This is a genomic window from Microbacterium sp. CFBP 13617, from assembly GCF_014839445.1.
In the GTDB taxonomy this organism is placed as follows: domain Bacteria; phylum Actinomycetota; class Actinomycetes; order Actinomycetales; family Microbacteriaceae; genus Microbacterium.
This window is the reverse complement of record NZ_JACYNW010000001.1, coordinates 233,394-259,311: the sequence shown is the minus strand read 5'-3', so window position 1 is coordinate 259,311 and position 25,918 is coordinate 233,394. Positions and strand designations below refer to the sequence as shown.

Sequence of the window (25,918 nt, the reverse complement as noted above, 5' to 3'; positions counted from 1 at the left end):
ACATCCCACCGGCGACGTCGCAGAGACGGGGGATTGCGCAGCCGTGCGTCGGCGGGGCCAGAGCGGCCCGGGCTCGCGAACGACAGGGGCCCCGGTGGAGGGGGACTCCACCGGGGCCTGCACCATCACCCGAGGGGGACGGTGCGGGGGTCAGCTGCAGGACCTCGCGGTGTGGGCGGCCGTGACCGTCCCCGTCGCCGACCCCTGAGTCACGGTCACCTGTGCCTCGCCGGTCGCAACCGACGCCGAGCGGGTGGCGAAGACGGCCGACGTGGTGGCGCCCGCGGCGACCGTCGCGTTCTTCGAACCGTAGGTCGACGACATGGCCAGCGTGGCCGCCGTGTCACCGTTGTTGACCGCCTTCAGGACGAGCTGCACCTTGCCGGCGACGCAGCGCGCCTCGGCCGAGAACTGCACCTTCACGAGGGAGCGGACGGTGACGGTGGCCTCGACCGGCATGCGCGAGTCGTCCTGTGCGACACCCGACACCGTGAAGGTGCCCGCGGCGCCGTACTTCCCGGCATCCACCGCGTCCCACTTCACGTCGACCGTCTGCACCGAACCGTCGGCCTTGGTCAAGCGTGCCTGCGGCAGCACGGGCGCGGTGCCGGCGTCGGTGGCGACGTCGATGGCGTCCACGGTCTTGACCGCGATGTTCGGCGCGTATGCCTCGAGCACCTTCTGGTATTCGGCGCGCGTGACGGGGATGACGGTGCCGTGGCGCGGCTTGCCGCCGTCGGCGTTCTGCGGCAGGCCCTGACGGAGCTTGCCGCCGAGCGACTGCCAGCTGCCGGAGCGGTCGAGGTCGCTCGTGCCGAACGGCACGTAGTGGTTGGGTCCACCGTGGTAGTTCGGCTGGTCGATGAACAGGAACCAGTCGAGGTTGTTCACGTCGCCCTCGTTGGCCGCGAAGATGTTCGCGCCCTCACCGCTGGAGTAGGTGCCGCCCGGCTCGCCGTTGGGCAGGCCGCTTGCGACGCGCTCCTCGACGAGGGTCCACTGGTTCGCCGCGCCCGACGTGCCCGGGAGGGTTCCCGAGATGGTCGCGAGCAGGTCGGTGGACTTCTCGTGGCGGATCGTCATGCTCGCCTCGTCCTTGGTGAAGCGGTGGTAGACGCCGTCCTTCTTCGCCACGGTCGAGTCGATCAGGCCGAGACCGTTGCCGCGACGGACGTCGCTCCAGACCTTGGCGTCCGAGAAGGTGACGAAGTCGTCGGTGGTGGCATACATCATGCGGTTGTACGTCACGCCCGTGCGGTCGGCCACGTTCGTGGTCGGGTACAGGTTCGACGCCCAGAAGACCACGAACGTGTCGAGCTCTTCGTCCCAGTACGCCTCGGGCGCCCAGGTGTTGCCGGCGAAGTCGGACGACACCTTCACGTGACGCTGCTCCGACCAGGTCACCAGATCGTCGGACTCCCACACCTCGATGTACTTCGAGCCGGAGATCTGCGCGGTGGTGAAGCCGCCGGCCAGGCCCGCGACCTTGAGGTCGGTGGCGATCATGTAGAACTTGTCGCCGTGGGGTGCCCGGATGATGAACGGGTCGCGAAGACCCTCGGTGCCGACGGTCGAGGTGAAGACGGGCGTGCCCTGGTTCAGGGTGTTCCAGGTCAGCGCGTCGTTGCCCTTCGAGGCGGCGATGCTGACGCGCTCGGCGCCGTCTCCCTCGCCGGTGAAGAAGGTCCAGAAGTACGCCTCGGTCTGCTGCGTCGCACCCGGCATGGGCTGGATGCGGGCGGTGAAGCTCCGGCTCGACGTCGCGCCGCCGTTCGTGGCGGCGGCGGTGAGCTGCACGTCGATGGCGGGGGAGCCCGCGGCCGGGCGCTTGACCTCGACCGTGCGGGAGTTGTCGCGGACGCCCGCGCGCAGTTCGGCGTTCGTCGCCCCGGCCGCGGCGATCGACCACGAGATGGTCGAGCCCTCGGCGCCGGTGGTGGGCACCGAGAAGTTGCCGCGGACGTTGTCGAGGTTACGGATCGAGATCGCAGCGAGGTCGAGCGAGACCTTCTCGGAGTCGGCGATCTGCTGCGGGACCGTCACGCTGTAGGTCTGCGTGCGCGTCTCAGCGCCGACGGTGAAAGTGGCGGTGAGGGTGACAGCGGCGTCGCCCGAACCGGCGGCCGGACGCGTCACGGTCGCGGTGGTGCCGCTGACGGCGATGGCGGCGTTGTTCGACGCCCACGAGACGGTGGCGCCCGCGCTCGTGGTCGGAACGGTGAAGTTCGACACGGCGGTGGCGGGGACGGCCACCGCGGCCACGGCGCGATCGAGCGCCTGCGCCCCGTAGAGCGCCTGGACGTCGCTGTCGCTGAGGGCGGAGGAGTAGACGGCGAAGTCGTCGACGAGGCCGCTCCAGGCCGGGTCGTTGTAGGTCGAGCGACCGAGGTGGGCGACGAGGCTCGAGCCGAACGACGCCACGTCGCGACCGATCGCGTTCTGCGAGATGCGCGCGCCGTTGACGTAGACGCTCAGCTGACCGGTGGTGCCGTTGATGACGGTGGTGTACAGGCTCAGGCCGGCCGGCGTGCGCGCGCCCGTGGAGGCGGCGTTGGTGGCGCCGAGGCCGACCTCGGTACCCCACGGGGCGCCCGCGTTGACCGTGTTGGTGACGACCGACTTGACGTAGCCGTTGGGGTTGGCGGGATTGAGCAGCCAGTAGCCCGACGAGAACGACGCGCCCGAGGCGACGGGGGCGCCGATGAAGGCCGCGGCGAGATTGCCATTGCCCGAACGCGGCGTCAGCCACGTCGAGATGGTGAGGTCCTTCTTGCCGACCAGCGGAGCGGCGGGGATGTCGAGGTAGGCCGCGGTTCCGCGGGCGCCGCCCGGCAGCGACAGGCTGCCGCCGGAGATGTCGCCGCCGTTCTGGCGGACGGTGGCGGTGTGGTTGTTCCCGCTCGAGTCGGCGACCGTTGCGCCGTTCGCACCGCCGGTCTCATCGAACGAGTAGTGGATGAGGGGCTGCGGCCCGGTGGCCGCGTGGGCGGCCGTCGCGGTGGCGCCCAATCCGGTCATCGAGAGAGCCAGTGCGGCGGTGACGGCCAGGCCCTTTCTCCACTGAGGTGAACGTGTGCGCGTGCGCATTGCGGGCGTCCTTGCTCTTCGGGTGACGCGATGCGCATCTGAGCCCGGGACGTCGACGTCGGGGGCGCCGTGACACGCGTCATCGCGGTCTTCAGGAGACCGCGGAGCGGTCGAGGGCTGTCTTGTTACCGGGAACACCCGGTAATCAAACGCTAGGACCGGCGTCGTGAGGTGTCAAGCGCGAGATGGGCGGGAGGGCCTCGATGCGCCGCGAGCGCGGTGAGGGACTCAACCCGGTACCCGTGACCCCGGGCGCCGCGACATCGGCGCCCACCGTGCCCCGGCCGGTGCCGTGACATCGGGCACGCCCGGACTCCGCCGCGCGCCGGAACGTCGGAACGAGCGACGAGGGTGCGCCCGCCCACGGGCGGACGCACCCTCGTCGCCGAACGGGTCTCAGCCGCAGTTGCGTGCGGCGTAGTCGGCCGTCACCGTGTCCTGCACCCGCGTTCCGTTCACCTCGGTCGACACCGCCGCCGTGAGGGAACCCGCGGCGAGGCTCGTCGACCGGGTGGCGAAGGTGACCGATTTCGACTTCCCCGCCGCGATGCCGTTCGCCTCGGTGACACCGAACGGCGACGTCACGCGGGCATCGGCGGTGGCGGTCCCCGAGTTGGTCAGCGTCGCGAACAGGGTGGCCTTGCCCGCGACGCACCGGCTGCCGGCGACGATCTGCACCGACGGCTTTACGGGGCTGGTGACCGTGACGGTCGCGGTCACCGTGCGGTTACCGGCTGCGAGCCACTCGGCATCCGTCATGTCGAGGATGGGGCTGTCGTCCTGGCGGAAGTAGACCATCCGGATGCCGGAGTCGCGGCTGCCGTTCTGCGTCGCCTTCGCGTGGAAGACGTTGAGCAGGTTGCCGTCGTCGTCATAGGTGTACGAGTTGTGACCCGGACCCCAGTTGTTCGAGAACGCGCCCTCGTAGCTCCAGATGGAGCTGTTGCGCACGTTCCAGACGGCGGGGTCGAGCAGATCGGCACCGGACTCCGCCGTGAGCAGGCCCACGGCATACGTCCAGTCGATGTTCGAACCCGAGAACGTGATCATGACCTTGCCGTCTCGCTGGATGACGAACGGACCTTCGGTCACCGGCGAGGTGTTGTTCGACCAGCCTCGGTCGGGGAAGGCGACCGTCGAGCGCGCGCTGGCCAGCTGCCACGACCCGGACGCCTTCGGCGTGACCTTGGCGATCTTCAGCACGGCCGGGCCCGTCGAGGGTGCGACCACGCGCTCCGACCACATGACGTAGTCGGTGCCGTCGTCTTCGAAGTGGGTCATGTCGAGGGTGATGCCCTGACCGTACGTGGTGAGAGGCTGACCGGCCTGGTCGAGGACGCGCTGCGGCGCCTCCCAGTCGGCGCGCACGAGCGGGCTGCCGCTGGGCTTCAGCCGCATCGTGTACGACTGCACGCCGGCCCACCAGTTGCTGCTCTCGGCGTTGGCGGCGAACAGGATGTACAGGTCGCCGTCGACGACGTGCAGCTCGGGCGCCCACAACTGGGCGTTGACGCTGGTGCCCGAGAGGCCGAAACCGAGGATGCGGTTGTCGGCGGCGCTCGAAAGACCCGCGATCGTGTCGGCCTGGCGGATGAAGAACTCGTCTTGACCGGCGTCGTCCGTCGCGATGTAGAGCCAGGTCTTCTTGCCGTCGGGCAGCGTGTAGCGCAGCACGTGCGGGTCGGCGCGGTTGGCCACGAGCGGGAAGTTCGTGTCGGTGCGCTGCAGCGTCCCGGTGGCCGTGTACGTGCCGGGCGTGGTCGCGTCGACGTTCGAGGTGTCCCACGTGATGCGGAAGTCGTGCGTGCCGCCGTCGGAGTAGTCGGCGGTGACCTTCTCGGGCAGGGTCAGCGCGTCGCCGGCGGTCAGGCTGACCGGTTTCGGTGCCTGCACGCCGGTGTTGCGCACGCGTCCGAGCCGATCGGATGCCGACCGGGCTTCGGCCGCGGTGACGGGGATGACGCTCGCGGTCTCGGCGTGGGGGACGCCGATACTCGCCGTGCGGCCGGCGGGCTGCTGCCCGGCGCCCTGTGCGGTGACCGTCTGGAACGCGGTGGTCGTGCCGGTCAGGGCGGAACCCGCGGGGCTCGTCCACACCACGCGGTAGGCGCTGACGCGGGCGTCCCACTCGGCCGACACGGCTCCGGTGGCGCCCTGCCCGGGCAGCGGCAGGAAGCTGCGCTCGGTCCAGGTGACCAGGTCAGGAGAGGTGAACACGAGCGCGCCGGCGGCATCGGCCGCGCCCGAGGCGTCGGTGCGGCGGGCGATGAGCCCGTAGCCCTGGTCGCCCTCGAGGCGGAACATGTACGGCGAGCCGAGGTAGCGGGTGGTTCCGTTCGCCTGCTCGGTCATGCCGGTGACCTGGGGGAACACGACACCGGCGCCGCTGTTGAGCGGCGTGTACGCGGTGCCGTCGCCGCTCAGTGCGAGGTGGGCGCTGCGCGTGACCTCGGGGTCGTCTCCGCCGCGGGTGTTCTTCGACGTCGTGTACGTCGCGAGCCGCGACGCGCCGGACTCTGCGATGCGCACCGGGATCTGGGTGGTCGCCGCGTCGGCACCTGAGCCGACGACGGCCTCGAGGGTTGCGGCCGCGAGGCCTTCCGCGGGGGCGGTGGCGATGCTGCCGTTCGCGACGGAGCCTGCTCCCGAGACGTGCGACCACGCCACGGGGAGCCCCTGCGCGGTCACCGGGAGCACGTATCCCCTCTCGAGCACCGACGGCAGCACGAGGGTCGCGGCGGCTTTGGCCGCCTGGGCGGCGGCACTCGGGGCGGGCAGCACGGTGACGTCGAAGGTGCGCGCGGCGGCCTTGCCGCGCACGGTGGCCGTGGCGGTGAGGGTGACCGCGGTCGACGAGGACGGCCGGGTGACCTTGCCGTCGGCGGCGACGATGCCCGAGGGCGACGAGGTCCAGGTCACGCCGCCGGTCGTCGGCAGCACGAGATCGGTTTCGACGGCCGACAGGCTCTGGGCGTTGGCGCCGGCCAGGTCGATTCCGGCGACGACCTCGGATGCCGTGGCCGTGGCATCCGTCGCCGACGCCGCGGCGATGTCACCGGCCGACAGGGCCGCGTTGTAGACGCGGAATGACGAGACACCGCCCTGGTAGAGCGAGTCGCCGCCGTATGCACTGCGCCCGATGTAGTTCATCGTGTGCGTGGTGAGGTCGCTCAGCGCCGCTGTCGAGTCGGTCTTCTGCGCGACGAGGGCACCGTCGATGTAGAGAGTGAGCGTCGAGGTGGTGCCCCCGGCGTTCTTCTCGATGGTCGCCGCCACCGACTGCCAGCGGTTCTCGGCGAGCCGGGTCGTCGAGGTGACGCTCTGCTCGTTGCGCCAGTTCGTCGGGCTGATCGCCAGTCGCGGGGCGACCGGCTGGATGAAGAACTGTCCCGTCGCGTTGTCGCCCGAGCCGCCGATGTTCCAGAGGAACTTCGCGCCCGACAGGGCCACGGGGTTCGTCTCGATGATGATCGTGGCGGAGCTCTGCCCGGCGAGCAGGTTGTCGGGCAGATTCACGTGATTCGACCCGGTGAGCTGCAGCGAGCCGCCCCGCCAGGTCGGGCCGCCGACGACGGCGGCGTCGCGGCCGGCCCCCGAGGTGTCGCGCACCACGGTGCCCTCCGTCTCGGAGAAGTCGTACGACGCCACGAGTGATGCGGGCTCGGCGGCGCTCGCAGCGCCCGAGACCCCGACGCCGCTGACGACGAGGGCGAAGCCGAGGGCGGTGGAGATCACCCCCGCACAGCGTCGGCGGAATGCGCCCCGGGCGGGCGCGCTGGTCTTTCGTGTCACGGTGTTTCTCCTCTTCGTCGAGTCGAGTCGGTCGGTCATCGGCAGCTAGTGGCGCGGTAGTCCGCGGTCACCGGGGTGGGGGCGCCCTTCACTGTCACGGTGACGGTGCCCGCGTCGACGGACGCGCTGCGGGTGGACTGCGTCTTGGACACGGACTTGCCCGCGCCCAGATCGGTGAAGGCGGTCCAGCCGTAGGTGCCGGCGATGGTTCCGGACGCGGGCGCCGTGCCGGTGTTGCTGACCGTCGTGACGAGGGTCACCTTGCCCGCGACGCAGCGCGTCGCGACGCTCGCCTGCACGCCGGCCGGGGCCGCGGCCACCACCACCCGCGCGGTGACGGTGCGGTTGGCCGGGGCGACCTCCTGCTGTGCCGTCAGCGACAGGTCGAGCATGCCGTTGGCGCGGACGTTCACCGCCTTGAACCAGCTGTTGCGGTCGGGGTCGAACAGACCGCCCGCGGCACCGCCGGTGTGCGGCTCGGGGTACGGGCGCGCGTGGTAGGCCAGCACCAGGTTGCCGGCCGGGTCGGTCGCGAACGAGTTGTGCCCGGTGCCGCCCTGACCCGCGCCGCCGATGCGGCCGGTGAAGGTGTCGTTGGTGGTGAGCACGGGGGAGGGCACGAGCGTCCAGCTCGCCGGGTTCTTCAGGTCGGCCGTCTTGTCGGCGCGCAGCATGCCGATGTCGTAGTACTTGTCGACCGTGCCGCCCGAGTAGGTGAGGTAGATGTCGTCGCCGTGCTCGACCATGTAGGGCGCTTCCACGACGCCCTGGTCGCCGCCCTCGGTGGTGTCGGAGGGCGTCGGCGACTGCTTGCCGTACTCCCACGGCTGGCTGATCGCGTAGACCTCGCTGAGTCCGCCGTCGATCAGCGGAACGGTGCCCTTCGGGCCCATCTTCGCCTTGCCGATGAGCAGCTTCGCGCTGTTCGGCATGACCCAGTAGCCCTGTGTCACGCCGTTCTCCTCGCGCTCCAGATACGAGACGTCGAACGCGGCCCCTTCGAGGATGGTGGGTTCTCCCCAGTTCGCCTGGTCCACCAGACCGCCGTTGCGCAGCGACTCCTCGGTGCCGGTGTAGGGGATCAGGACGGTGTTGTCGCACCAGCCGTCGGTGGGCGCGTACCCGCGGTTCATGCCGGCGACGATCCACCATTGCCCGTTGATCTTGTGGAACTCCTGCGCCCAGATGTATCCGCCCCAGCCGTAGAAGGTGTTGGGGTACTGAGCCTGCTTGCCGGGGGTGCCCGCATCGGGGTCGATGACGATCTGCTCGGGGGCGTCCTTGAGGCCCGCGATGGTGGTCGCGCGCTTCAGGCCGATCTTGCGATAGGCGTTGGCGTCGATCAGCTGGTCGTTCGGGGCGTTCGACGGGATCGAGTAGTGCGAGCCCGTGAGATACCAGAAGCCGTCGTCCTCGTTGAAGAAGAGGTGCGGATCGGCCCGCGCGTCGTTGACCATCTCTTCGGCGGTCTGCTGCACGAGACCGGACACCTCGTAGGTGCCGGGCGTACGCGAATCGATGGATGCCAGGTCCTCGGCGTCCCACGTCACGGGCAGGTTCTTGGTGGAGCCGTCGTTGTAGTCGAGGGTGACGGTGCCGGGAAGGGCTGCGGCATCCACCTTCTTCCCGTTCTCGATCTGCACGTCGGCGGGGGCCCGGACGCCGGTGTTCTGCAGGTCGACGTAGTTCTTGTAGAAGATGTCGAACTCGGCCTTCGAGAGGGTGAACGAGCTGGCCTGCGCCTGCGCGGTGAAGCCGGGCAGACCCGCGCCGACCACGCCGAGCGTGCGCACGTCGGCCTTCGTCGCCGCGGTCGGGGTGCTGGTGGCGGTGAGCCCGTCGAGTCGCGCGACGCGGCCTTCACCGGTGAGCTCGTCGGTCCAGTACGCCTTGTACTTCTGGCTGGCGGCGTCGAACTCGATGCGCGGGTTGTTCACGACCGATCCGTCGGAGGCGATCTTGACGGTGCGCTGGTTGCGGAAGGTCGCGCCGTCGGGGGCGTCCCAGACGTACACCGAGTCGGTGGCGTTGTTCTGCGCCGCCACCGCGCCGAGGGTGCCGTCGGCGAACCGGATGAGGGTGGGCGAGCCGACCTGGGCGTTCGGGTTGGTGGTCTGCGAGCCGTTCCAGGTGGCGTAGAGGATGGCCTGCGAGCGGTTCAGCGGCTCCCAGGTCGAGGCGCCCGACGGGCGGGCCGAGACGAACAGGGCGTCGGCGCGGCGGTCGTCGTTGTAGGCGAGGGGGTCGTCTTTCACGCCGTTGGTCGTCGTGACCGTCTTGACGTAGGTGGCGATGTCGCCGCCGGCGTCGAGGATCTGCGCCGAGGCTGTGACGGGGGAGGTGACGCCGGCGATCGTCGCTGTCAGCTCGACCGCGACCGGGCCGGAGGCGGGACGGGTGACCTTTCCATCGGCGGCGACGAGCGAGGCGCCCGCACCGGATGCCGACCACGTCACCGCACTGCCGAGCACCGACGAGGGGAGGCCGCCCGTGATGCGTGCCGGAATACTGAGCGCCGCGGCCGGGTCGCTGGCCGCCGTGGCCAGTCCGAGCTCCGACGGGGTGAGCGCGCGGTTGTAGATGCGCAGGTTGTCGAGGAGGCCGGAGAAGTATTCGCCGCCGCCCCAGTTGGCTCTGCCCACCTGCAGCACGCCGCCGGTCGATCCGAGGATTCTCGAGAGCGTGGGGCCGGTCGAGTTGGTCGACACGAGCTTCTTGTCGACGAACAGCCGCGCGGTGGCGCCCGAGATCACGAGGTCGACGTGCTTCCACTCCGTGGTGGCGGCGGTCGAGACCAGGTTGCCCGATGAGTTGCGCGAGCCCGCGTTGTCGTAACGCTCGACGGTGACACCGGTGGTGCGGTCGAGGAAGCCGAGGTAGTGCTCCTGCGCGTACGTCTGCGTCGCGGCGCTGCGAGCGGCGAACACCGACCAACCGGTGTTCCCCGACGCGGCGGGCTTGCTGTCGTACGAGATCGTGACGTCGTCGAGGCCCGCGAGCAGGGGGGAGCCGTTCGTCTTGGCGACGTTCAGCCAGAAGCCGCTGCCCAGCTGCGCGGCGTTGCCGCTGACGCCGGGCACGAGGCGGGCGGTGCCCTGGGTGGTGGCGGTGGCACCCGCCCCGGCGAAGCTGGTCGTGCCGCTGTCGAACGTGAAGTCGGCGATCAGCGCGTCGTCGGCGCCGGCGGGGCTGGCGGCCCCGGACGTCAGCAGGCTCGCGCACAGGGCCGCCGCAGCGGTGGTGCTCACGGCGACCGCTGTCAGCCGGCGCCGCCGCGCGCGGGTGGGCGGGGTTTCGAGGGGGGCGGGGGGCGTCGTCGAACGGGCCGCGAAGGGCAGGTGCATAACCACTCTCCATTAAGTGACTGACCACAAGGTGCTGTGTTATCGCTCACAATAACCGTACGGATGCCATCTGACCATCACTATTCCTGTTCGAGTCGAAGAGTTCGCCTCGCCTACCCGCCGCCGTGGATGCCTGCGCGTGGGCTCGGCGGCGGCGTCGGCTGCGGTCGTAGCGCGTACGCCGGGCTGGGCGGGGGTGGTCTTGCCCCGGCGTGAAGTGAGCGGTAACATCCGGGGAGTTCCTGCTCCTCAGGGGCACCGATCATCCTGGCAAAGGAGCTGGAGTGATGACCGTACACTCGACCGCCCCCACCGCGTCCGCGCGACCGTCGACCCGACGCCGGAGGAGCGCGATCCTCAGCCTCGCCACCGGCGTCGCCCTCCTCGCCACCGGCCTCGTTCCCCTGGCTGCGGCACCGGCCACGGCGGAGACCGGGATCCCCTCGGCGGGTCTGCGCGCGGAGTACGTCTTCGACGAGACGTCCGGATCGAGCGTGCCCAACGGCGCGCCGACCGCTCTGGGCGCTGCGACCGTCGTGAACGGCACCGACGCGCTGTGGAGCGGATCGTCGCTCGTCTTCACCGGCGGCGCCAAGACCGGCCCGACCGCCAGCTGGGTCCGGTTGCCGAACGACGTCCTCGCCGGCGCGCGTTCGGCGACGGTGACCATCGAGACCAAGCTCGACGCCTCGATGAAGAACAACTTCCACTTCCTCTGGAACATCGGCAGCGACTCCCCGACGCGGTCGTACTTCGCATCGGTCCGCGACAATCCCCGCACCGTCATCACCACGAACGGCGGCGGCGGCGAGGTCAACGCCCGCTCCGGCGCCGCCCTGTCAGCCGACCGCTGGTACAGCCTCACCTCGGTCATCGATGGCGCAGCGGGGCGCGTCACCTTCTTCGTCGACGGCGTGCAGGTGGCATCCACCCCCACCATCCTCTCGCCGGCCGACATCACCGATCAGACCCTCAACGCGATCGGCCGCGCGCCGTACCCCGACCCGATGTACAAGGGCGAGGTGTCGACGTTCCGCGTGTACGACCGGGCGCTCTCGGCCGAGGAGGTCACGCGGGTCTCGGCGGTGGATGCCACGATCCACGCCGACGCCCACCGTCAGGCCGCGCAGGCCGTGGTGGATGCCGTGGCTCCGGTATCCGTCGACGAGAGCACGACGACCCTCCCGACCTACGGGGGCCGCGTGAGCTGGGCGGCAACCGAGTCCGGTTCCACGGTCGCCGCCGACGGGAAGACCCTGACGACGACCCTGCCCGCTGCCGGCTCTGCCGCGCGGACGACCACGCTGACGGCGACCGCCGCGGTCCGCGGGGTGGCCGCCTCGCGTGCCGTGACCGCGACGATCCAGCCCGCCCGTACCGCCGACGACGCGTTCGGATACGCCATGGTGCACTTCATCGAGGATGCCAACGGCTACGCCGAGAAGATCTTCCTCGACGTTTCACGGGGCGACGACCCCGAGGCCTGGGACCCGCTGAACGGCGGCGAGCCGATCCTCGCCTCCCAGCTGGGCACCACCGGCGTGCGCGACCCGTACCTGACCTACAACCCCGAGACCCAGACGTACTACATCATCGCCACCGACCTGCGCGTGTTCGGCGGCGACCGTGGCGCGGCCGGCTGCACCGACTGGTGCTACTGGAGCTCGCAGGGGTCTACGAAGCTGAACGTCTGGGAGTCGAAGGACCTCGTCACCTGGGGAGACCTGCGCCAGTTCGACGTCGCCCAGTCGCCCGCCGGCACCGACGTCGCTGAGCTCGGCATGGCCTGGGCTCCCGAGGCGACGTGGGTCGACGGGTACAACGCCGACGGCAGCGGCGCCTTCGTCCTCTACTGGTCATCGACCGTCTACTCCAACGCCGCCCACACCGGGTCGTCGTACTCGCGTGTCCTGTGGGGTGCGACCACCGACTTCACGCAGCAGACGTACCGCTACGGCGGAACGATGATCGACACCGGCGGCGACGCCATCGACACGACCGTCATCCAGAACGACGGCAAGACCTACCGCGTCACGAAGGACAACGCCTTCGGTCGGGGCATCTACATGGAGTCGACCACGGCGGCCGACTGGTGGAAGCAGTCGACGGCATGGACGACCGTGCAGGAGCGGACCGGCGCGAACTACTCCGGCGGGAACGCGGGGGGCGTCGAGGGTCCCGCGGTCTTCCAGCGCCACGGCGAAGACGCGTGGTATCTCTACGTCGACGTCATCCCCTCCACCGGCTACCGCCCGCTGGAGACGACGAACCTCGATGCCGGGTGGACACCGCTCGTGTCCGACACCTTCTCGATGGCGCCGAGCACCAAGCACGGCGGAATCGTCCCGCTGACCTTCGGCCGGTACGACGGGATCCGCAAGGCGGATGCCGCGGCCGTCGTCGCCTCGGATCTCGGCGACGCCACCGTCACGCAGGGCGCCACCGGTGCGGCCATCACGGCGGCGCTACCGCGTGAGGCGCAGGTGACGCTCGCCTACGGTCGCGGCACCGCGTCGCAGCCCGTGACGTGGAACCTCTCCGGGGTCGACGCGTCGCGGCCCGGCTCGTACCCGGTGACCGGGACGGTCCGCACCGTCGGGGCCAACCTGAACCAGTGGGTGGGGGCGAACGGGTCGACCGCGTACAACGCCGCCGACCGCCGTCTGTTCAGCTCGACCGCGCTGACGGTCACCGCGGACGTCGTCGTCACGGCTCCCGCGCTGACCGTGACGGCCACGGCCGAGACGCGGTGCGCCGCGGGCAAGGCGATCGTCGTCACGCGCATCGCGAATGGCGGCGCGGCACCGGTCGCGCTGCAGGTGGACTCGGCGCACGGCTCGAAGGCGATCGCCTCGCTCGGCGCCGGCAAGAGCACGATCGTGACCTTCACGGCACGGACGAGTCCGCTGGCCGCGGGGGAGGTCACCGTCGCCGCCAGCGCGGGCGGCACCACCTCGTCGGTGACGGCGCCGTTCGCGGCGACCACCTGCCGCTGACCCGCGGCCCCGCCCCGCACCGCCCATCGACGTCGACCGACGATCAGGACACCATGCTCTCTCACACCCCTTCTCGCCACGGTTCGCGTCGATCGACCGATGAGAGACGCACCGCCGGCGTCGCCTCCGCGACGCGACGAGCGCTCGCCGTCGCGGTGTGCGCGGCGGTCGCCGTCAGCGGAGTCCTCGGTGCGGGGGCGGCGACCGCGGCGCCCTCCGGCGTGAGCGACGACGGTCTCGTCGCGCGCTACACGTTCGACGAGACCTCCGGCGACGTGGCCCGCAACACGGCCGACGGCTCCGACGCCGCGGGCGACCCGCTCGATGCGACGGTGCGCAACTACACCGCGTCGCAGCGGGCGGAGGCGGGGACCCTGCAGTTCACCGGGGGCGCCAAGACCTCCACGGGCAACTGGGTCGAGTTGCCCGACGACCTGCTGAAGACCGCCACCTCGGCCACGGTGTCGATCGACGTCAAGGCCGATGCCGCAATGCTCACCTCGAACCACTTCCTGTGGAACATCGGCAACGACGCGACCCAGCAGTACTGGTTCGCGAACGTGCGCGCGCCGCGGTCCGGCATCACGACGGGTTCCGCCGCCGGCGAGAAGAACGCCACCGCCTACCCGGTGAAGGCGAACCGGTGGCACAGCCTCACCGCCGTCATCGACGCCGACGCCGACACCCTCACCTTCTATACCGACGGTCAGCTGTCGGGGGTCATCACGACGACGCTCACCCCCGCCGACATTTCGCAGACCCTCAACACGATCGGGCGCGCGCCGTGGCCCGACGCGCTGTTCGCGGGGACGGTCGGCGCGTTCCACGTCTACGACCGCGCGTTGTCGAGCGGTGAGGTCGTCTCGCTGTCCGAGAGCGACGCCACCACCCACCAGGCGGCGCTCCGCGCCGTCGCCGACACCACGGCGGCCGCCGTCGATCTGGGCGACACCTCGGCGGTGACCGGCGACCTCGACCTCGGGTTGTTCGGCATCCGGGAGATCTCCTGGTCGTCGTCGGACCCCGCGGTCGTCTCCGCCGACGGCGCGGTGACGCGCCCGGCAGCGGGGGAGCCCGCGGCCACGGTGACGTTGAGCGCGATGGCCGAGGCCCGTGGAGTCGGGGCGACGGCGCCGCGGACGTTCACGGTGGTGGTGCCGGCGTTGACCGCCGCCGACGTCACGGCAGACCGCGACGCGCTCGGGGTGCCCGCCGTCGTCCGCGGCAACGTGACGCTGCCCACCCGGGGCGAGCGGGGAGCGCCGGTGGCGTGGACGTCGTCGGCCCCCGCCGTGATCTCCGACCGCGGGGTCGGCGCCGCCGACCCCGGCGTCGTGACGCGGCCCGCGTGGGGCGCGGAACCCGCGCCCGTCACTCTGACCGCGACGGTCGGAACGGGGGCCGCCGCCGTCACGCGCAGCTTCGCCGTCACCGTCGAGCCGTCCCCGCGCGCCGCCGTCGACAGTCGCTACATGTTCGCCTACTTCACCGCCGACACCCCGGAGGGGGAGAAGATCTCGCTCGCCGCATCGCAGGGCAACAGCGCGATGACGTGGGACGTCCTGAACAACGGCACGCCGATCCTCTCGTCGACGCAGGGCACGCGCGGGCTCCGCGACCCGTTCGTCATCCGCTCCGCCGAGGGCGACCGGTTCTTCCTCATCGCCACCGATCTGTCGATCGGCGGGGGCACGTCATGGGAGTCGTCGCTGGACGACGGCAGCCGGCACCTGGAGATCTGGGAGTCGACCGACCTGAAGAACTGGTCGGCGCAGCGGCACGTACCCGTGTCGGGGCCGTTCGCCTCGATGACGTGGGCGCCCGAGGCCTTCTACGACGAGGATGCCGGCGAGTACGTCGTGTATTGGTCGTCGCGGGTGTTCCTGGATGCCACGCGCCCCTACGACAAGGTCGGCACCCCCGACTACACCTACTCGAAGGTCATGTACGCCACCACACGGGACTTCGTCACGTTCTCGGACGCCGAGATCTGGCAGGACGCCGGCGACCGGATCGACTCCACGATGATCGAGGACGACGGCACCTTCTACCGGTTCACCAAGGAGATCACCGGCTGCAACGACGTCGTGCAGGAGTCCGCCTCGTCGCTCCACGCCCTGTCGGTCCCCGGCGACTACGCGTGGACGACCGACGCGACGTGCGTCTCCAAGACCGCCCGCGCAACCGGCCGCACCACCGAGGGTCCGACGATCTTCCGCGCGAACGCGGGCGACACCTCGCTCCCGGCCGGCGTGGACGAGGGCTTCTATCTCTTCGTTGACGACTTCACGGGGCAGGGGTATCTGCCGCTGTTCACCGAGTCGCTGGCGGCGCCGGCGTGGCGCACCGTGGCCGGCGCACTGCCGAAGTCGCGTCACGGCAGTGTCATGCCCGTCACCCTCAACCAGTGGGAGTCGGCCAAGGGTGTGGCCGCCACGCGGACGGCGACCACGACATCCCTGGTCGGCGTCACGGGCGGTGCCGTGCTCGAGCCGGGCGCCAGGGTGGAGGCCGCCGTGGCCGCGACCGACGGCGGCGCCGTCGCCGGGACGGTGCGGTTCGCTTTCGGCGACCGGACGGTCGACGCGCGCGTGATGTCGCGCGACGGGGCGTTCGTCGCCGAGGCCGTCATCCCCGAGGCGGCGGGAGATGTGCGCCTCACCGCCGCGTACCAGGGCTTCGACGTACTCTCGGCCTCCGCGTCCGCACCGGTGGACGTTCGCATCGCCGGCGCTGCGGCACCGCGCGTGGAGAGCTCCGTCTCGTCTCGCTGCGTGGCCGGCAAGGTGACCGTGATGCTCAAAGTGACGAACACGGGATCCGCTCCCGTGTCGGTGGTGGCGTCCAGCGCGTACGGGACGAAGACCTTCCCGGCGCTCGCCGCGGGCGGCACCGCGACGGCGGCGTTCTCGACGCGCGCGGCGGCGATCCCGGCGGGGTCGATGTCCCTCCGCGTCGACGACGCCGGGCAGTCGAGCGAGACGACGGTGCCCATCGAGGCGCACCGGTGCTCCTGACGCGCCGCGGTGGCGGGCGCGCGGTCACCGCCGATCCCGGCGTGAGCGCCGCACGCATCCCCCGATAGGACGATCGACCCCATGCCCACTCCACGCAGTTCTTCCGCAGCGCCCCCGCACGCCCGAGGGGCGCCTGCCCCACCGGCTCTCGGCGGCGGCGCGCGCCGAGTGCTCCTCGTCGCAGCGGCCCTGATCGCGGCCGCGGTCGTCGTCCGGTGGCTGACGATCGATGCCGACGGCTCCCTCCCCAGCGCCCTCTCCGACGGCGTCACTCTCGCCGCCAGCGTCGTCATCGAGTCCTTGCCGTTCGTCTTCCTCGGCATCTCGATCTCGATCGCGGTGCAGCTGTGGGTCCCCTCGCGGGTGCTGGATGCCGTCATCCCGCGCACGGGCATCCTCCGACGCGCCGTTCTGTCGCTGCTGGGGGTCGTCCTCCCGGTGTGCGAGTGCGGCAACGTCCCCCTGGCCCGCGGGCTGATGATGCGCGGGTTCTCGGTCGCCGACTCGGTGACGTTCCTGCTTGCCGCACCCATCCTGAACCCGGTGACCCTCGTCACGACGTACCAGGCGTTCGGGTGGAACGACGGCATCCTGGTATCCCGGCTGGTGGGCGGCTTCGTGCTCGCCAACCTCGTGGGCTGGCTCGTCAGCCTGCACCCCGAGCCGCAGCGGCTGCTCACCCCGCAGTGGGCGGCCGCGTGCGCGTCGGCGGCGTCGTCGTCGCGGGAGCCGGCGACCCTTCGGCGCGCGGCGGTGATGTTCCGCGACGAGGTCTCGGCCATGCTGCCGGCGCTCTTCCTCGGAGCGGCCGTCGCGGGCATCATCCAGGTGGCGGTGTCGCGCGACACGTTGACGGGGATCGGCGGGCATCCCGTGCTCGGCATCCTGGCCCTGATGGTGTTGGCGTTCGTGATCGCGATCTGCTCCAACGTCGACGCGTTCTTCGCACTGTCGCTCGCGTCGTCGTTCTCGCCGGGGGCGCTGGTGGCGTTCCTCGTGCTCGGCCCGATGATCGACGTGAAGATGCTCGTGATGCTCTCCACGACGTTCCGTCTGCGCACGCTCGCCGGAATCACCCTCGTCGTGGCGCTCGGCGCCCTCACCCTCGGTCTGGTGGTGAACCTCCTTGTCTGAGCTCCTCTCCCGATGGGCGGGTCTCGCCCTGTGCGGCATCGGCCTCGTCGCCACCCTCGCGCTCGCGGCCGCGGGCGATCTCACGCTGTACATCCACCCCCGTTACGTCGTGTTCACCGTGCTGCTGAGCATCGTGGGGGCGGGACTGTTCGCGGCGGCGGTCTGGGTCACCGCCACGGGGCGCGAGGCGGCGCACGACCATGACCACGACCACGACCAGCCCGTCCGGCGCCGGTCGTACCGGATGCTGTCGACCGCCGTGACGGGCGTGCTCGTCGTCGTCTCTGCGGGGGCGCTGCTGGTCGCACCCCCGACGACGCTGAGCGCCGAGCGCGCGCTGTCGAGCGCGAGCGCCGTCGACGGCGGCGGTGATGTGCCCCGCCCGTCGCTCGTCGGCAGTGACCCGACCCGGTTTTCGGTCCGTGACTGGGCGAGCATCCTCGGCAGCGGCGCCACCGCCGACGATCTCGTCGGGCAGCAGGCCGACGTGACCGGGTTCCTGCTGATCGACGCCGCCGGCGCCGTCCGTGTCGGACGCTACGCCGTCACGTGCTGCACGGTCGACGCGCAGTTGTTCGCCGTGCCCGTCGTCTCCGCGGATCTGCCGACCGATCTGCGATCGGGCGACTGGGTGCACCTGACCGGCACTTTCGCCGACGATCACGGGGAGACCCACCTGAGCCCGGAGACCGTCGATGCCGTGGAGGAACCCGATGATCCGTACCTCTCCTGAAGCGGATGCCGCCCGCCCGCGCTCGTCGCGCCGCTGGGCCGTCGCCGGCATCGCCGTCGTCGTCTGCCTGGCCGCGGTCAGCACGACCCTCGCCGCGGCGGCGCTCGAGCGCGGGCCGCGCATCCGCGGCGTCGACGGCGATCCGTCGCTCGCGGTGCAGCAGGCCGGCGTCACCCTGGTGTTCCGCGCCGATCAGCCCCTCGACCCCCGCTCGGGGGAGGGGGTGCGAATCGAACCGGCGGCGCCCTTCGAGGTCGAGGTGACCGGATCGACGATGCGCCTGCGCTTCACCGGCACCGTCGACCACGCGCGCGACTACCAGGTGAGCATCCCGGCCCTGCGCGGGCGGGCGACGGGGGCGACTGCGGAGGCCGCTTTCGACTTCGTGACGCCGCCGCTGAGCGTCACCACCCTCGAACGCGGCGGAAGTTTCGACCGCACGGGCGGTGCCGACGATCGGATCGTGCGCCACGACCTGTCATCCGGCTCCGATGAGGTGCTCTTCTCGGCGCCGCGCATCCAGGAGTACGCCGACGACGGCGCGGGCGTGGTCGCCGCGGTGCTGGACGAAGACGGGCGCGCCACCCTGACCCGCGCCGGCCAGGGGGTGGATCCGGTGTCCTTGCCCCTTCCCGGCGACGGCACCGTCGGATTGTTGCGGGCCTCGGCCGATGCGGGTCGCGCGGGCTTCGTCTTCACCGGTACGGGAGCGGACGCTCAGCCGTACACCAGCGCCCTGTTCCTCGTCGACCCCGCCGATCCCGACGCCGGGGCGCGCGTCGTGCTCGACATCGACGGCCTCCCTCTGCAAGCCGACGCGTGGTTCTTCGTCCCCGGCAGCTCCTACCTCGTCGCGCAGGCTCCCACGGGCTCCCTCATCCTTCTGGATGCCACGGGCTCAGCGCCCCCGCGTCTGCTCGGTGAGGTCGGAGCGCTGCGAGCAGTACTCCCGGCCTCGACGTCGCTCGTGGTCGACGGTGACACGGGTCCCGCCGTGCTGGACCTGACGAACGGCACGCTGAGCGACATCGTCGGTGCCGCCGTCGGTGAGGTGTCGACGGGCACGGTGTTCCTCTCCGACTCCTCGTCGGTGCAGTGGACGGCCGACGAGGTCGTGCGTCGGACCGCCTCGGAACCGCCGGCCGAGGTCTTCGAGGCCGGCGCCGGCAGCCGGATCGAAGAGGTCTGCGTCTCGCCGAGCGGGCGGTTCGCGGCGGTCGGCGTGGTTCGAACCGGCGACGAGATCGACGACTACCCCACCCGCGCGGAGTGGCGGGGCCGCACCTCCACCGTGATCGACGTGTCCTCGGGCGCCGCGCTCGCCGAGGTCTCCGGGACGCGACCGGACTGGTGCGCCTGAGGCTCGTACCCGCGCGGGGTGCTGCGGCGCCGCGCGCACGGTCGCGCTACGCCGGGATGCCTGCAGCGCGCCCGCGCTGAGCCCGGGATGCCGGGAGCGCCGGCGGACTGAGCCGGGATGCCGGGGCTCGGTCGAGCAGTGTCGGGGGCCGTCGTGCGACCGCGCAGGACTCGGGTGCCGATGGTGCTCACCCGTCTCCGCTGACGGCGCTGTCGTGCGCGAGACGGACACGTCCGGGAGCGCGGTAACCCTGAGCGAGGATGCCTGGCGTGGCAGGACAGTGACGGGGGTTTCCGCTGAAACGCCCCGGGGCGACCTGTGAAGGTGCCCCGGGGCGTTCCCGGTGGGGTCTTCGGGCGCCTGCGCATCAACGCATCAGTCGCCCGGTGACGATTCAGCCGCAGCTACGAGCGCTGTACCCCGCCTTCTGCGTCGCGGTCGCCGACGTGCCGTCGACCTGACCGGCAGCGGTGATCGTGACCTCTCCCGCGGCGATCTGTGCCTGACGGGTCGTGAACGCCTGGCTGACGCTCTTGCCCGGCGCGATGCTCGCGATGCTCTTCTTGCCGAACGCGGTGGTCAGCTCGATCGACACCGGCACGGCGCTGGTGTTCTTCATCGTGGCGGTGAGGGTCACCTTGCCCGCGATGCACCGCGTCGCGGCCGAGAGCTCGGTCGTGATCACGGGGGCGGCGGCGGCCCGCACGATCTGCACGCGGTACGTCTTCGCCGTCGTGTGATCCTGCGCCAGCGAGCGCACCGTCACCGTCGTCGGCGCGCCGTCCGCGGCCAGGCTGACCGTGCGCTTCTGCGTGTCGTCGATGAGGATGTCACCGAGGTAGACCAGGCCGCTGGGGGTGGCCGGATCGGCGTCGAACGTCGCCGTCGTCGCGTCGCGCGGAACCGTGACGGTGTAATCGTAGGTTCCGTCGGTCAGCTTCGGGCTGATGGTGCCACCGTCGAAGGAGAGCGCGTTCAGGTCGGCGTCGGTGGCGTACGTCGTGGTCGTGGTCGTGTAGACCCCGAACACACCGCCGACGTTGCTGGTGGTGCCGGTGCCCTGGAATCGCACGGTGATGATGGGGATCTTGTTCCCCTTCTCATCGAGCACATAGGCGCCGGCCTGATCGCGCTTGTAACGGTCCTTGGCAGCGATGTCCGCCAGCGCGGAGGCAGGGATCTCGTCGTACTGGATGTAGAACGAGTTGGCCCCGTTGGCGTTGGTGATGCGCTCGGTCTTCAGCTTGACGTCGTTGATGTAGACGTCGAACGTGCGACCGTTGTCCCCACCGAAGTACCGGACGCCGAGGTAGTTCTTCGGCGCGGACGGATCGACGGCCATGTCGTACTGGAAGAACGCCTCGGCCGACCGTTCGCCGTCGCGGTACTGCTGTCCGAGGTGCGCACCGACCGACGAGCGGTTGAACTTGTAGTTCTTTCCGGCCTCGCTGTTGTTGTTGTCGAACGAGGTGAGGGAGTCCGTGGTCATCTCGTCGATGCGGAGCTTCTCTTTCTCGCTCTTGATGAGCGCCTGCGCCGCGGCGGAATCCGGCTGGATGAGGTTCATGTACAGCGCGTAACGAGCGTTGTACATGCTGTAGTACGGCTCGAAGGTCAGCCCGGCGGAGGCGGCGTCGACGTTCTGCAGCTGGAACTTCATCACGGTGCGACCGTTGTTGTCCGTGCCGTTGTCGCGGCGGACGAGGTTCTTCTCGATGTCGTTCTTGAAGGCCTCGACGTCGCCGACGCGGACGCTGTTGGTGACGGACTTGTCGGCGGTGCCCATGCGCACGAGGATGCCCGCCTGCGTGGTCGCCTCGACGTTGGTGCGGTTGAGCTCGGCCGACAGCACGACCGGGCCGTAACGGAACGCGACCCAGTTGGGGTCTTCGGTACCAGCCTCGACCTGCACCTTGGCGGGCAGCTTGTACGAGAGCTGGTCACCGGCCGAGACCGGCACGACCACGTACCCCTTGTCGGTGGCGGCCGCGACGTCGCGCGTCTGACCGTTCACCGTGAGGGTGGGGTTCGGCGACCACGACGGCACCCGCAGGCGCACGGTGGTGCCCTCGGCGAGCGTGCCTCCGTCGAGAGCCTCGACGGTGAAGGTGGCCGTGTCGGAGTTGGGAATGTCGGCCGTCTGAGTCAGTTTCAGGTTCTGCGGCTCCGACGAGAACTCCGTCGAGCGGAACATGTTGACGTAGACCGACTCCCCCTTTCGGAAGTAGATCGAGTCACCGAGCTTGGTGAAGCTCTCGGTCGCCGTTCCGTGGTCGCACCAGAACTCGTCTTCCTTCCGACCGAACACCTTGGCGTATCCGGCCGTCTGCGGCTGGAAGTACGTCATCATTCCGGTCTCGGGGTTCTGCGACGCCAGGATCGTATTGATGTAGGTGTTCTCGTACCAGTCGGCGTACTTCACGTCGGGGTTCACGCGGAACAGTTCGTGCGTGAGCTTGAGCATGTTGTACTCGTTGCATCCTTCGACCGTGGACTGCTCGCCGTAGCCGGTCGTGATGCCGTTGGTGGCGAACTCGTGCAGAGTGCCCGGCTGCTGGAAGTGCTCCGAGTAGCTGTTGCCACCACCGATGTAGGAGTGGTCGTTGACGACCATCTGCCAGAAGTTCTCGGCTGCCTGACGGTACATGTCGAGGTCGGACTTCTCTGTCGCCGTCAGACGCGCATACAGGGTGGGGTTGTCGGTGAACACCGTGTAGCGCTTGAGGGCGCCGACGAGCTTGGGGATCGTCGTGTTGGCGTGCTTTCCGGCCAGGACGTCCTGGTTGGCGGCGAGCTGACGGAACAGCGAGACCTCGTCGAAGAGCTCGGCGGCCTTCTTGTGCTGGTCGTTCTCGGTGAGGCTGTACAGCTCGTACAGTGCCTCGTTCATGCCGCCGTACTCGGTGCTGAGCAGCGCGCTCGGGTTGGCCTGGCGCGAACCCCACACGTTCAGCCACGAACCGAAGCCGCTCGCGACCGAGAGGGCCTTGTCGGCGACCTCCTTCGGCGCGTACTGGTGGGCGTCGATGAGGCCGGCCAGCACCTTGTGCAGGTTGTAGAACGGCACGATGAGACCGTCGGCACCGTGCGGCAGGTACGACACCGGGAAGGGTGCGACGTAGCCGGCGTTCGACGGGTCCTTCTGGCCGTAGGCCGCCTGCGCGGCGGCGAGGCCGTCGACGGCGGTGGTGAGCTTGGTCAGCAGCTGGGCTTTCCGGCCGGCGTCGGTCTCGGTCGAGTACGCCTGCGACAGCGCCGACATGTAGTGCCCGAAGAAGTGACCCTGGAATCGTGCCCCGGTGGTGCGCTCCCATCCGCCGTACGGCTCCACGGTCGTGGGGATGCCCGCGAGCTGGTCGAAGGAGTAGAGGAAGCGCTGGGGGTCGAGCGTCAGCAGCCAGTCGACCATCTTGGCGTTGCTGTTCTGCAGGTACGGGTCCAGCAGCAGCACTTCGTTCAGGTCGGTGTCGTCGACGTAGATCGAGGTCGACACGCCCTCCTTCGCGACCTCGACCGAGAAGGTCTTGGTGCGCGGGGCGCTGCCGGCGTAGGTCGCCGTGGCGGTGAGAGTGACCGTGGCGTTGGCGTCCTTCGGACGCGTCACGGTCGCCTGGCCGCCGTTGAGGGCGATCACGCTGGGGGTGGACGAGGTCCAGGTGAAGGCGGTGCCGTTCGAGGAGGAGGTCGTCAGCCCGAAGCTGGCCGAGGCGCTCCCGGGCACCGAGAGCTGCTCGAGCGCGCGTCCGGCGACGTCGGCCGGGTCGAAGGCCGGGTTGTTCGCCTTCGTCAGGGCGACGACATCCGACGCCGACGCGACGCTGTTGTAGAGGGCGTAGTCGTCGAGCGCGCCACGGACGTAGGCGCCGTTGTACTGCGGGCCGTTGAAGCCGATCGACTTGGTCGTGGTGCTCTCCGACGTCAGCGCACCGGTGGCGGCGCCGCCCGTCGCGGACGCGACCGACGAGACCTGCTGCTCGCCGTTGCGGTAGAAGGTGACTGCCTTGGTGGCCTGGTCGTAGGTGACCGCGACGTGCGTCCACTGCCCGGCGGGGAAGAACGTGTCGCGCGGTCCGTTCACCGCGACCTTGTAGGGCTGACCGCCACCGGGGCCGATCGACAGAGCGAGAGGGGTGTTGGCGTTCTCGGCGGTGAGGTACCAGCCCGCCGAGTTGTAGACGCTCTTGTTCCAGGTGAACACCTGCTCACCGGTGCCCATCGACCCGTCGGGCTTGAACCAGAACGAGAGGGTCAGGTTCTCGGGCTGCAGGGCGGCGCTGGTGCCGAGGCTGACCGCGTCGGTGCCGCGCAGGCTCAGTGCACGGTCGTGGATGCCGTCGACGTAGGCGGCTTGACCGCGCAGCATCGAGGTGGGGATCTGGTTGGGACCCGCGTCGGCGAGGGAGTCGTCGAAGTGGAGGTCGAGGACCTTGGCGGACTCGAACGTGGTTGCTGCTGTGGCGGCTGTGGGGGCGATCACCGCCAATCCACTGGCGAACATCAACGCGGTCGCGCCGAGCGCCACCGTCTTTCGGATTCGGGACATCGTAGTTCCTTTCTGCAGCTCTGCAGAAGTACGGTGGTGCGATCTCAGGATTGTCGGACTCGCGTGAAGACGCGTTCGTCGAGGGGTGCTCGTAGGTGGCCGACGGTCATCATGTTAGTGCTAACAACAACGGATGGCCAGCCCATTCTCGGCTTCCGAAAGTCAACTGTGGATCACGGGTCTCGTGTTTACGTGAACACGATGGAGGTCCATGCCGCCGCCCGGTGATGAATCGTCCGTCCGGCGCCCCGGGAAAGAATCTGTCGTTATCCGGCTATCACGAGGCGTACGCGGCGGTGAGGGTTCGCGTCGACGACGTGTCGCCTGCGCGAGTCGACAGCGTCACGGTCGCGTCGCCCGCCGGTGCGGTCGGCTGACGCGTGTTCATGGTGGCCGCCACCTTCTTGCCCGGGGCGACCGAGGTGAAGGTCCTCTTCCCGAACGGCGTGCCGATCTCCATGTCGACGGCGACGGCGGATCTGTTCGTGACGGTGACGGTCACGTACGCCGACCCGGCGATCTTCCGCGTCGAGGCGACCGCGTCGGCCTCGAGGGCCGGCGTCGTGACCGGCGCGCACCTGCGCTCGACGGTCACGCGGGCGCGGTCGGTTCCCGACGCCACGGGCGACCACGAGACCCGCGTGCCGTCGGTGAGGGTCACGGCCTCGTCCGCTCTGACGAGCTGCGCCCAGTCGCTCGCGTCGCCGGGACGCTCGAGCACGGTGGCCCCGAACGGGGTCTCCGGATCGGTGCGCAGGATCTGCAGCCCGGACGAGCCGGGTGTGAATGCCCATTCGCTGACGTGGAGGGAGGCGTATTTGGCGCTGGCGTCGCCGTCGCGGTAATCGACCCAGTAACGCACGCCGGGCTCTGCGGAGCTCTCCCAGGAGATGGCGCCGCGCTCACGCGCCCCGGCCGCGGCCGAGGCGACGGTAGCGACCGCGGTGGTATCGCAACGCGGGACCAGCTGCGTCGGCAGCATGCCGAGGCGATCCAGCGAGGGGCTCGAGAACGGCGTGAGGGTCCAGCTGCCGCCCATGTTGTCGAGTCGGTTGCCGTACTCCTGACGGTCGCACTCTTCGGGGGTCCGACCGTTCTCGGCGCGGAAGTCCCAGCTGCTCCCACACGCCGTCGAGAAGGCGTGGGCTTGAGACATGTTGTGGCCCCACTCGTGCGCCAGGGTCGATGCGTCGGGGCCGGGCTGGAACGTGCGCCCACCGGCATCCACCGACCAGCCCTGCTCCCCGTTGGCCCATCCCGGGCACGGATCGCCCGAGGGCACCATCACGGTCAGGTGACGGCCGTTGCCGCGCTCCCACCCCAGCTGCTGTGCGGCGAAGTCCTGCCAGACGCTCTCCCACGAGCACGGGGCGTCGTTCGGGGCCGGCATCCACTCGGTGACCTGCTCGATCTCGACCGTGAGCTTGCCGTCCGTCTCGCGTTCGAGGAACTCGGCGGACGCGTTCGCCGAGGCCACGGCGTCGTCGCGAGAGAAGTTCGGGTGCGTACCCGGGGGAGCGACCAGCGCGATCGTCACGCGTGCCGTGTGCGGCAGGACATCACGAGCGATGACGTCGAACCCCGCGGGAGGCATCGACGCGTCTGCCACGGCCGGAGGCGAGGCGAGCAGGCCCGCCAGGACGAGGAGCGATCCCGCGATCGCGGATCCGTGCAGCAGTCTTCGCATGTCGCCTCCATCGGCGGGCTGGGTCGGGCACGATGTTATCGCTCACAAAACGAGAACACCAGGGGAAGCGGCTCACCGGGGGAAGCTCATCGGCCGCGCGGCGATACCCGCCGTCGTCGCGGCCGTGCAGACGCTCTTCGATTCCGAGGGCGTGTCGGCCCACAGCGCGACCGGGACGATGCCGTTCACCGCCTATACGAAGGACAGGCGCCCTCGCTCCGGACG

The 25,918-nt window shown here is 70.2% G+C and carries 10 protein-coding genes; 5 read left to right on the top strand and 5 right to left on the bottom strand.

What is annotated here, in order from left to right:
* Window positions 1-150 precede the first annotated feature (150 nt).
* From IFU40_RS01050 to IFU40_RS01040, 3 genes are all read right to left on the bottom strand, one after another.
* A complete protein-coding gene (locus IFU40_RS01050) occupies window positions 151-3,087 on the bottom strand; it encodes an immunoglobulin-like domain-containing protein (protein ID WP_191925084.1) in 2,937 nt (978 codons plus the stop codon).
* Window positions 3,088-3,483: 396 nt separating this feature from the next.
* A complete protein-coding gene (locus tag IFU40_RS01045; RefSeq protein WP_191925083.1) occupies window positions 3,484-6,822 on the bottom strand; it encodes a family 43 glycosylhydrolase in 3,339 nt (1,112 codons plus the stop codon).
* Between the two features lie 92 nt (window positions 6,823-6,914).
* Entirely contained in the window at window positions 6,915-10,127 is a 3,213-nt protein-coding gene (locus tag IFU40_RS01040) for a LamG-like jellyroll fold domain-containing protein (protein WP_198424663.1), read from the bottom strand.
* Window positions 10,128-10,510: 383 nt separating this feature from the next.
* Here IFU40_RS01040 and IFU40_RS01035 point away from each other — a divergent pair, with 383 nt between their 5' ends.
* The 5 genes from IFU40_RS01035 (at window position 10,511) to IFU40_RS01015 (ending at window position 19,463) form a co-directional block, all read left to right on the top strand.
* The gene (locus IFU40_RS01035; RefSeq protein WP_191925081.1) at window positions 10,511-13,219 is read left to right on the top strand and encodes a LamG-like jellyroll fold domain-containing protein; all 2,709 of its coding nucleotides are present in this window, start codon (window positions 10,511-10,513) and stop codon (window positions 13,217-13,219) included.
* A gap of 53 nt (window positions 13,220-13,272) precedes the next feature.
* Window positions 13,273-16,236: an immunoglobulin-like domain-containing protein gene (locus tag IFU40_RS01030; protein ID WP_191925080.1), complete on the top strand. Its 2,964-nt coding sequence runs from the start codon at window positions 13,273-13,275 to the stop codon at window positions 16,234-16,236.
* 81 nt (window positions 16,237-16,317) lie between these two features.
* Window positions 16,318-17,370, top strand: coding sequence for a permease (locus IFU40_RS01025; protein WP_191925079.1), 1,053 nt, complete (start codon window positions 16,318-16,320; stop codon window positions 17,368-17,370).
* The gene (locus IFU40_RS01020) at window positions 17,363-18,103 is read left to right on the top strand and encodes a TIGR03943 family putative permease subunit (RefSeq protein ID WP_191925078.1); all 741 of its coding nucleotides are present in this window, start codon (window positions 17,363-17,365) and stop codon (window positions 18,101-18,103) included. Before IFU40_RS01025 ends, IFU40_RS01020 begins: the two co-directional genes overlap by 8 nt.
* Window positions 18,084-19,463, top strand: a complete 1,380-nt coding sequence (locus tag IFU40_RS01015) for a hypothetical protein (RefSeq protein WP_191925077.1) — start codon at window positions 18,084-18,086, stop codon at window positions 19,461-19,463. Before IFU40_RS01020 ends, IFU40_RS01015 begins: the two co-directional genes overlap by 20 nt.
* Before the next feature lie 394 nt (window positions 19,464-19,857).
* On the opposite strand, the gene IFU40_RS01010 is transcribed toward IFU40_RS01015, so the two are convergent.
* The gene (locus IFU40_RS01010; protein ID WP_191925076.1) at window positions 19,858-24,006 is read right to left on the bottom strand and encodes a beta-L-arabinofuranosidase domain-containing protein; all 4,149 of its coding nucleotides are present in this window, start codon (window positions 24,004-24,006) and stop codon (window positions 19,858-19,860) included.
* Window positions 24,007-24,283: 277 nt separating this feature from the next.
* Window positions 24,284-25,693 carry a hypothetical protein gene (locus IFU40_RS01005; RefSeq protein WP_191925075.1) on the bottom strand — a complete coding sequence of 470 codons (1,410 nt, stop codon included), beginning with the start codon at window positions 25,691-25,693 and terminating at the stop codon, window positions 24,284-24,286.
* Between the last annotated feature and the right edge of the window lie 225 nt (window positions 25,694-25,918).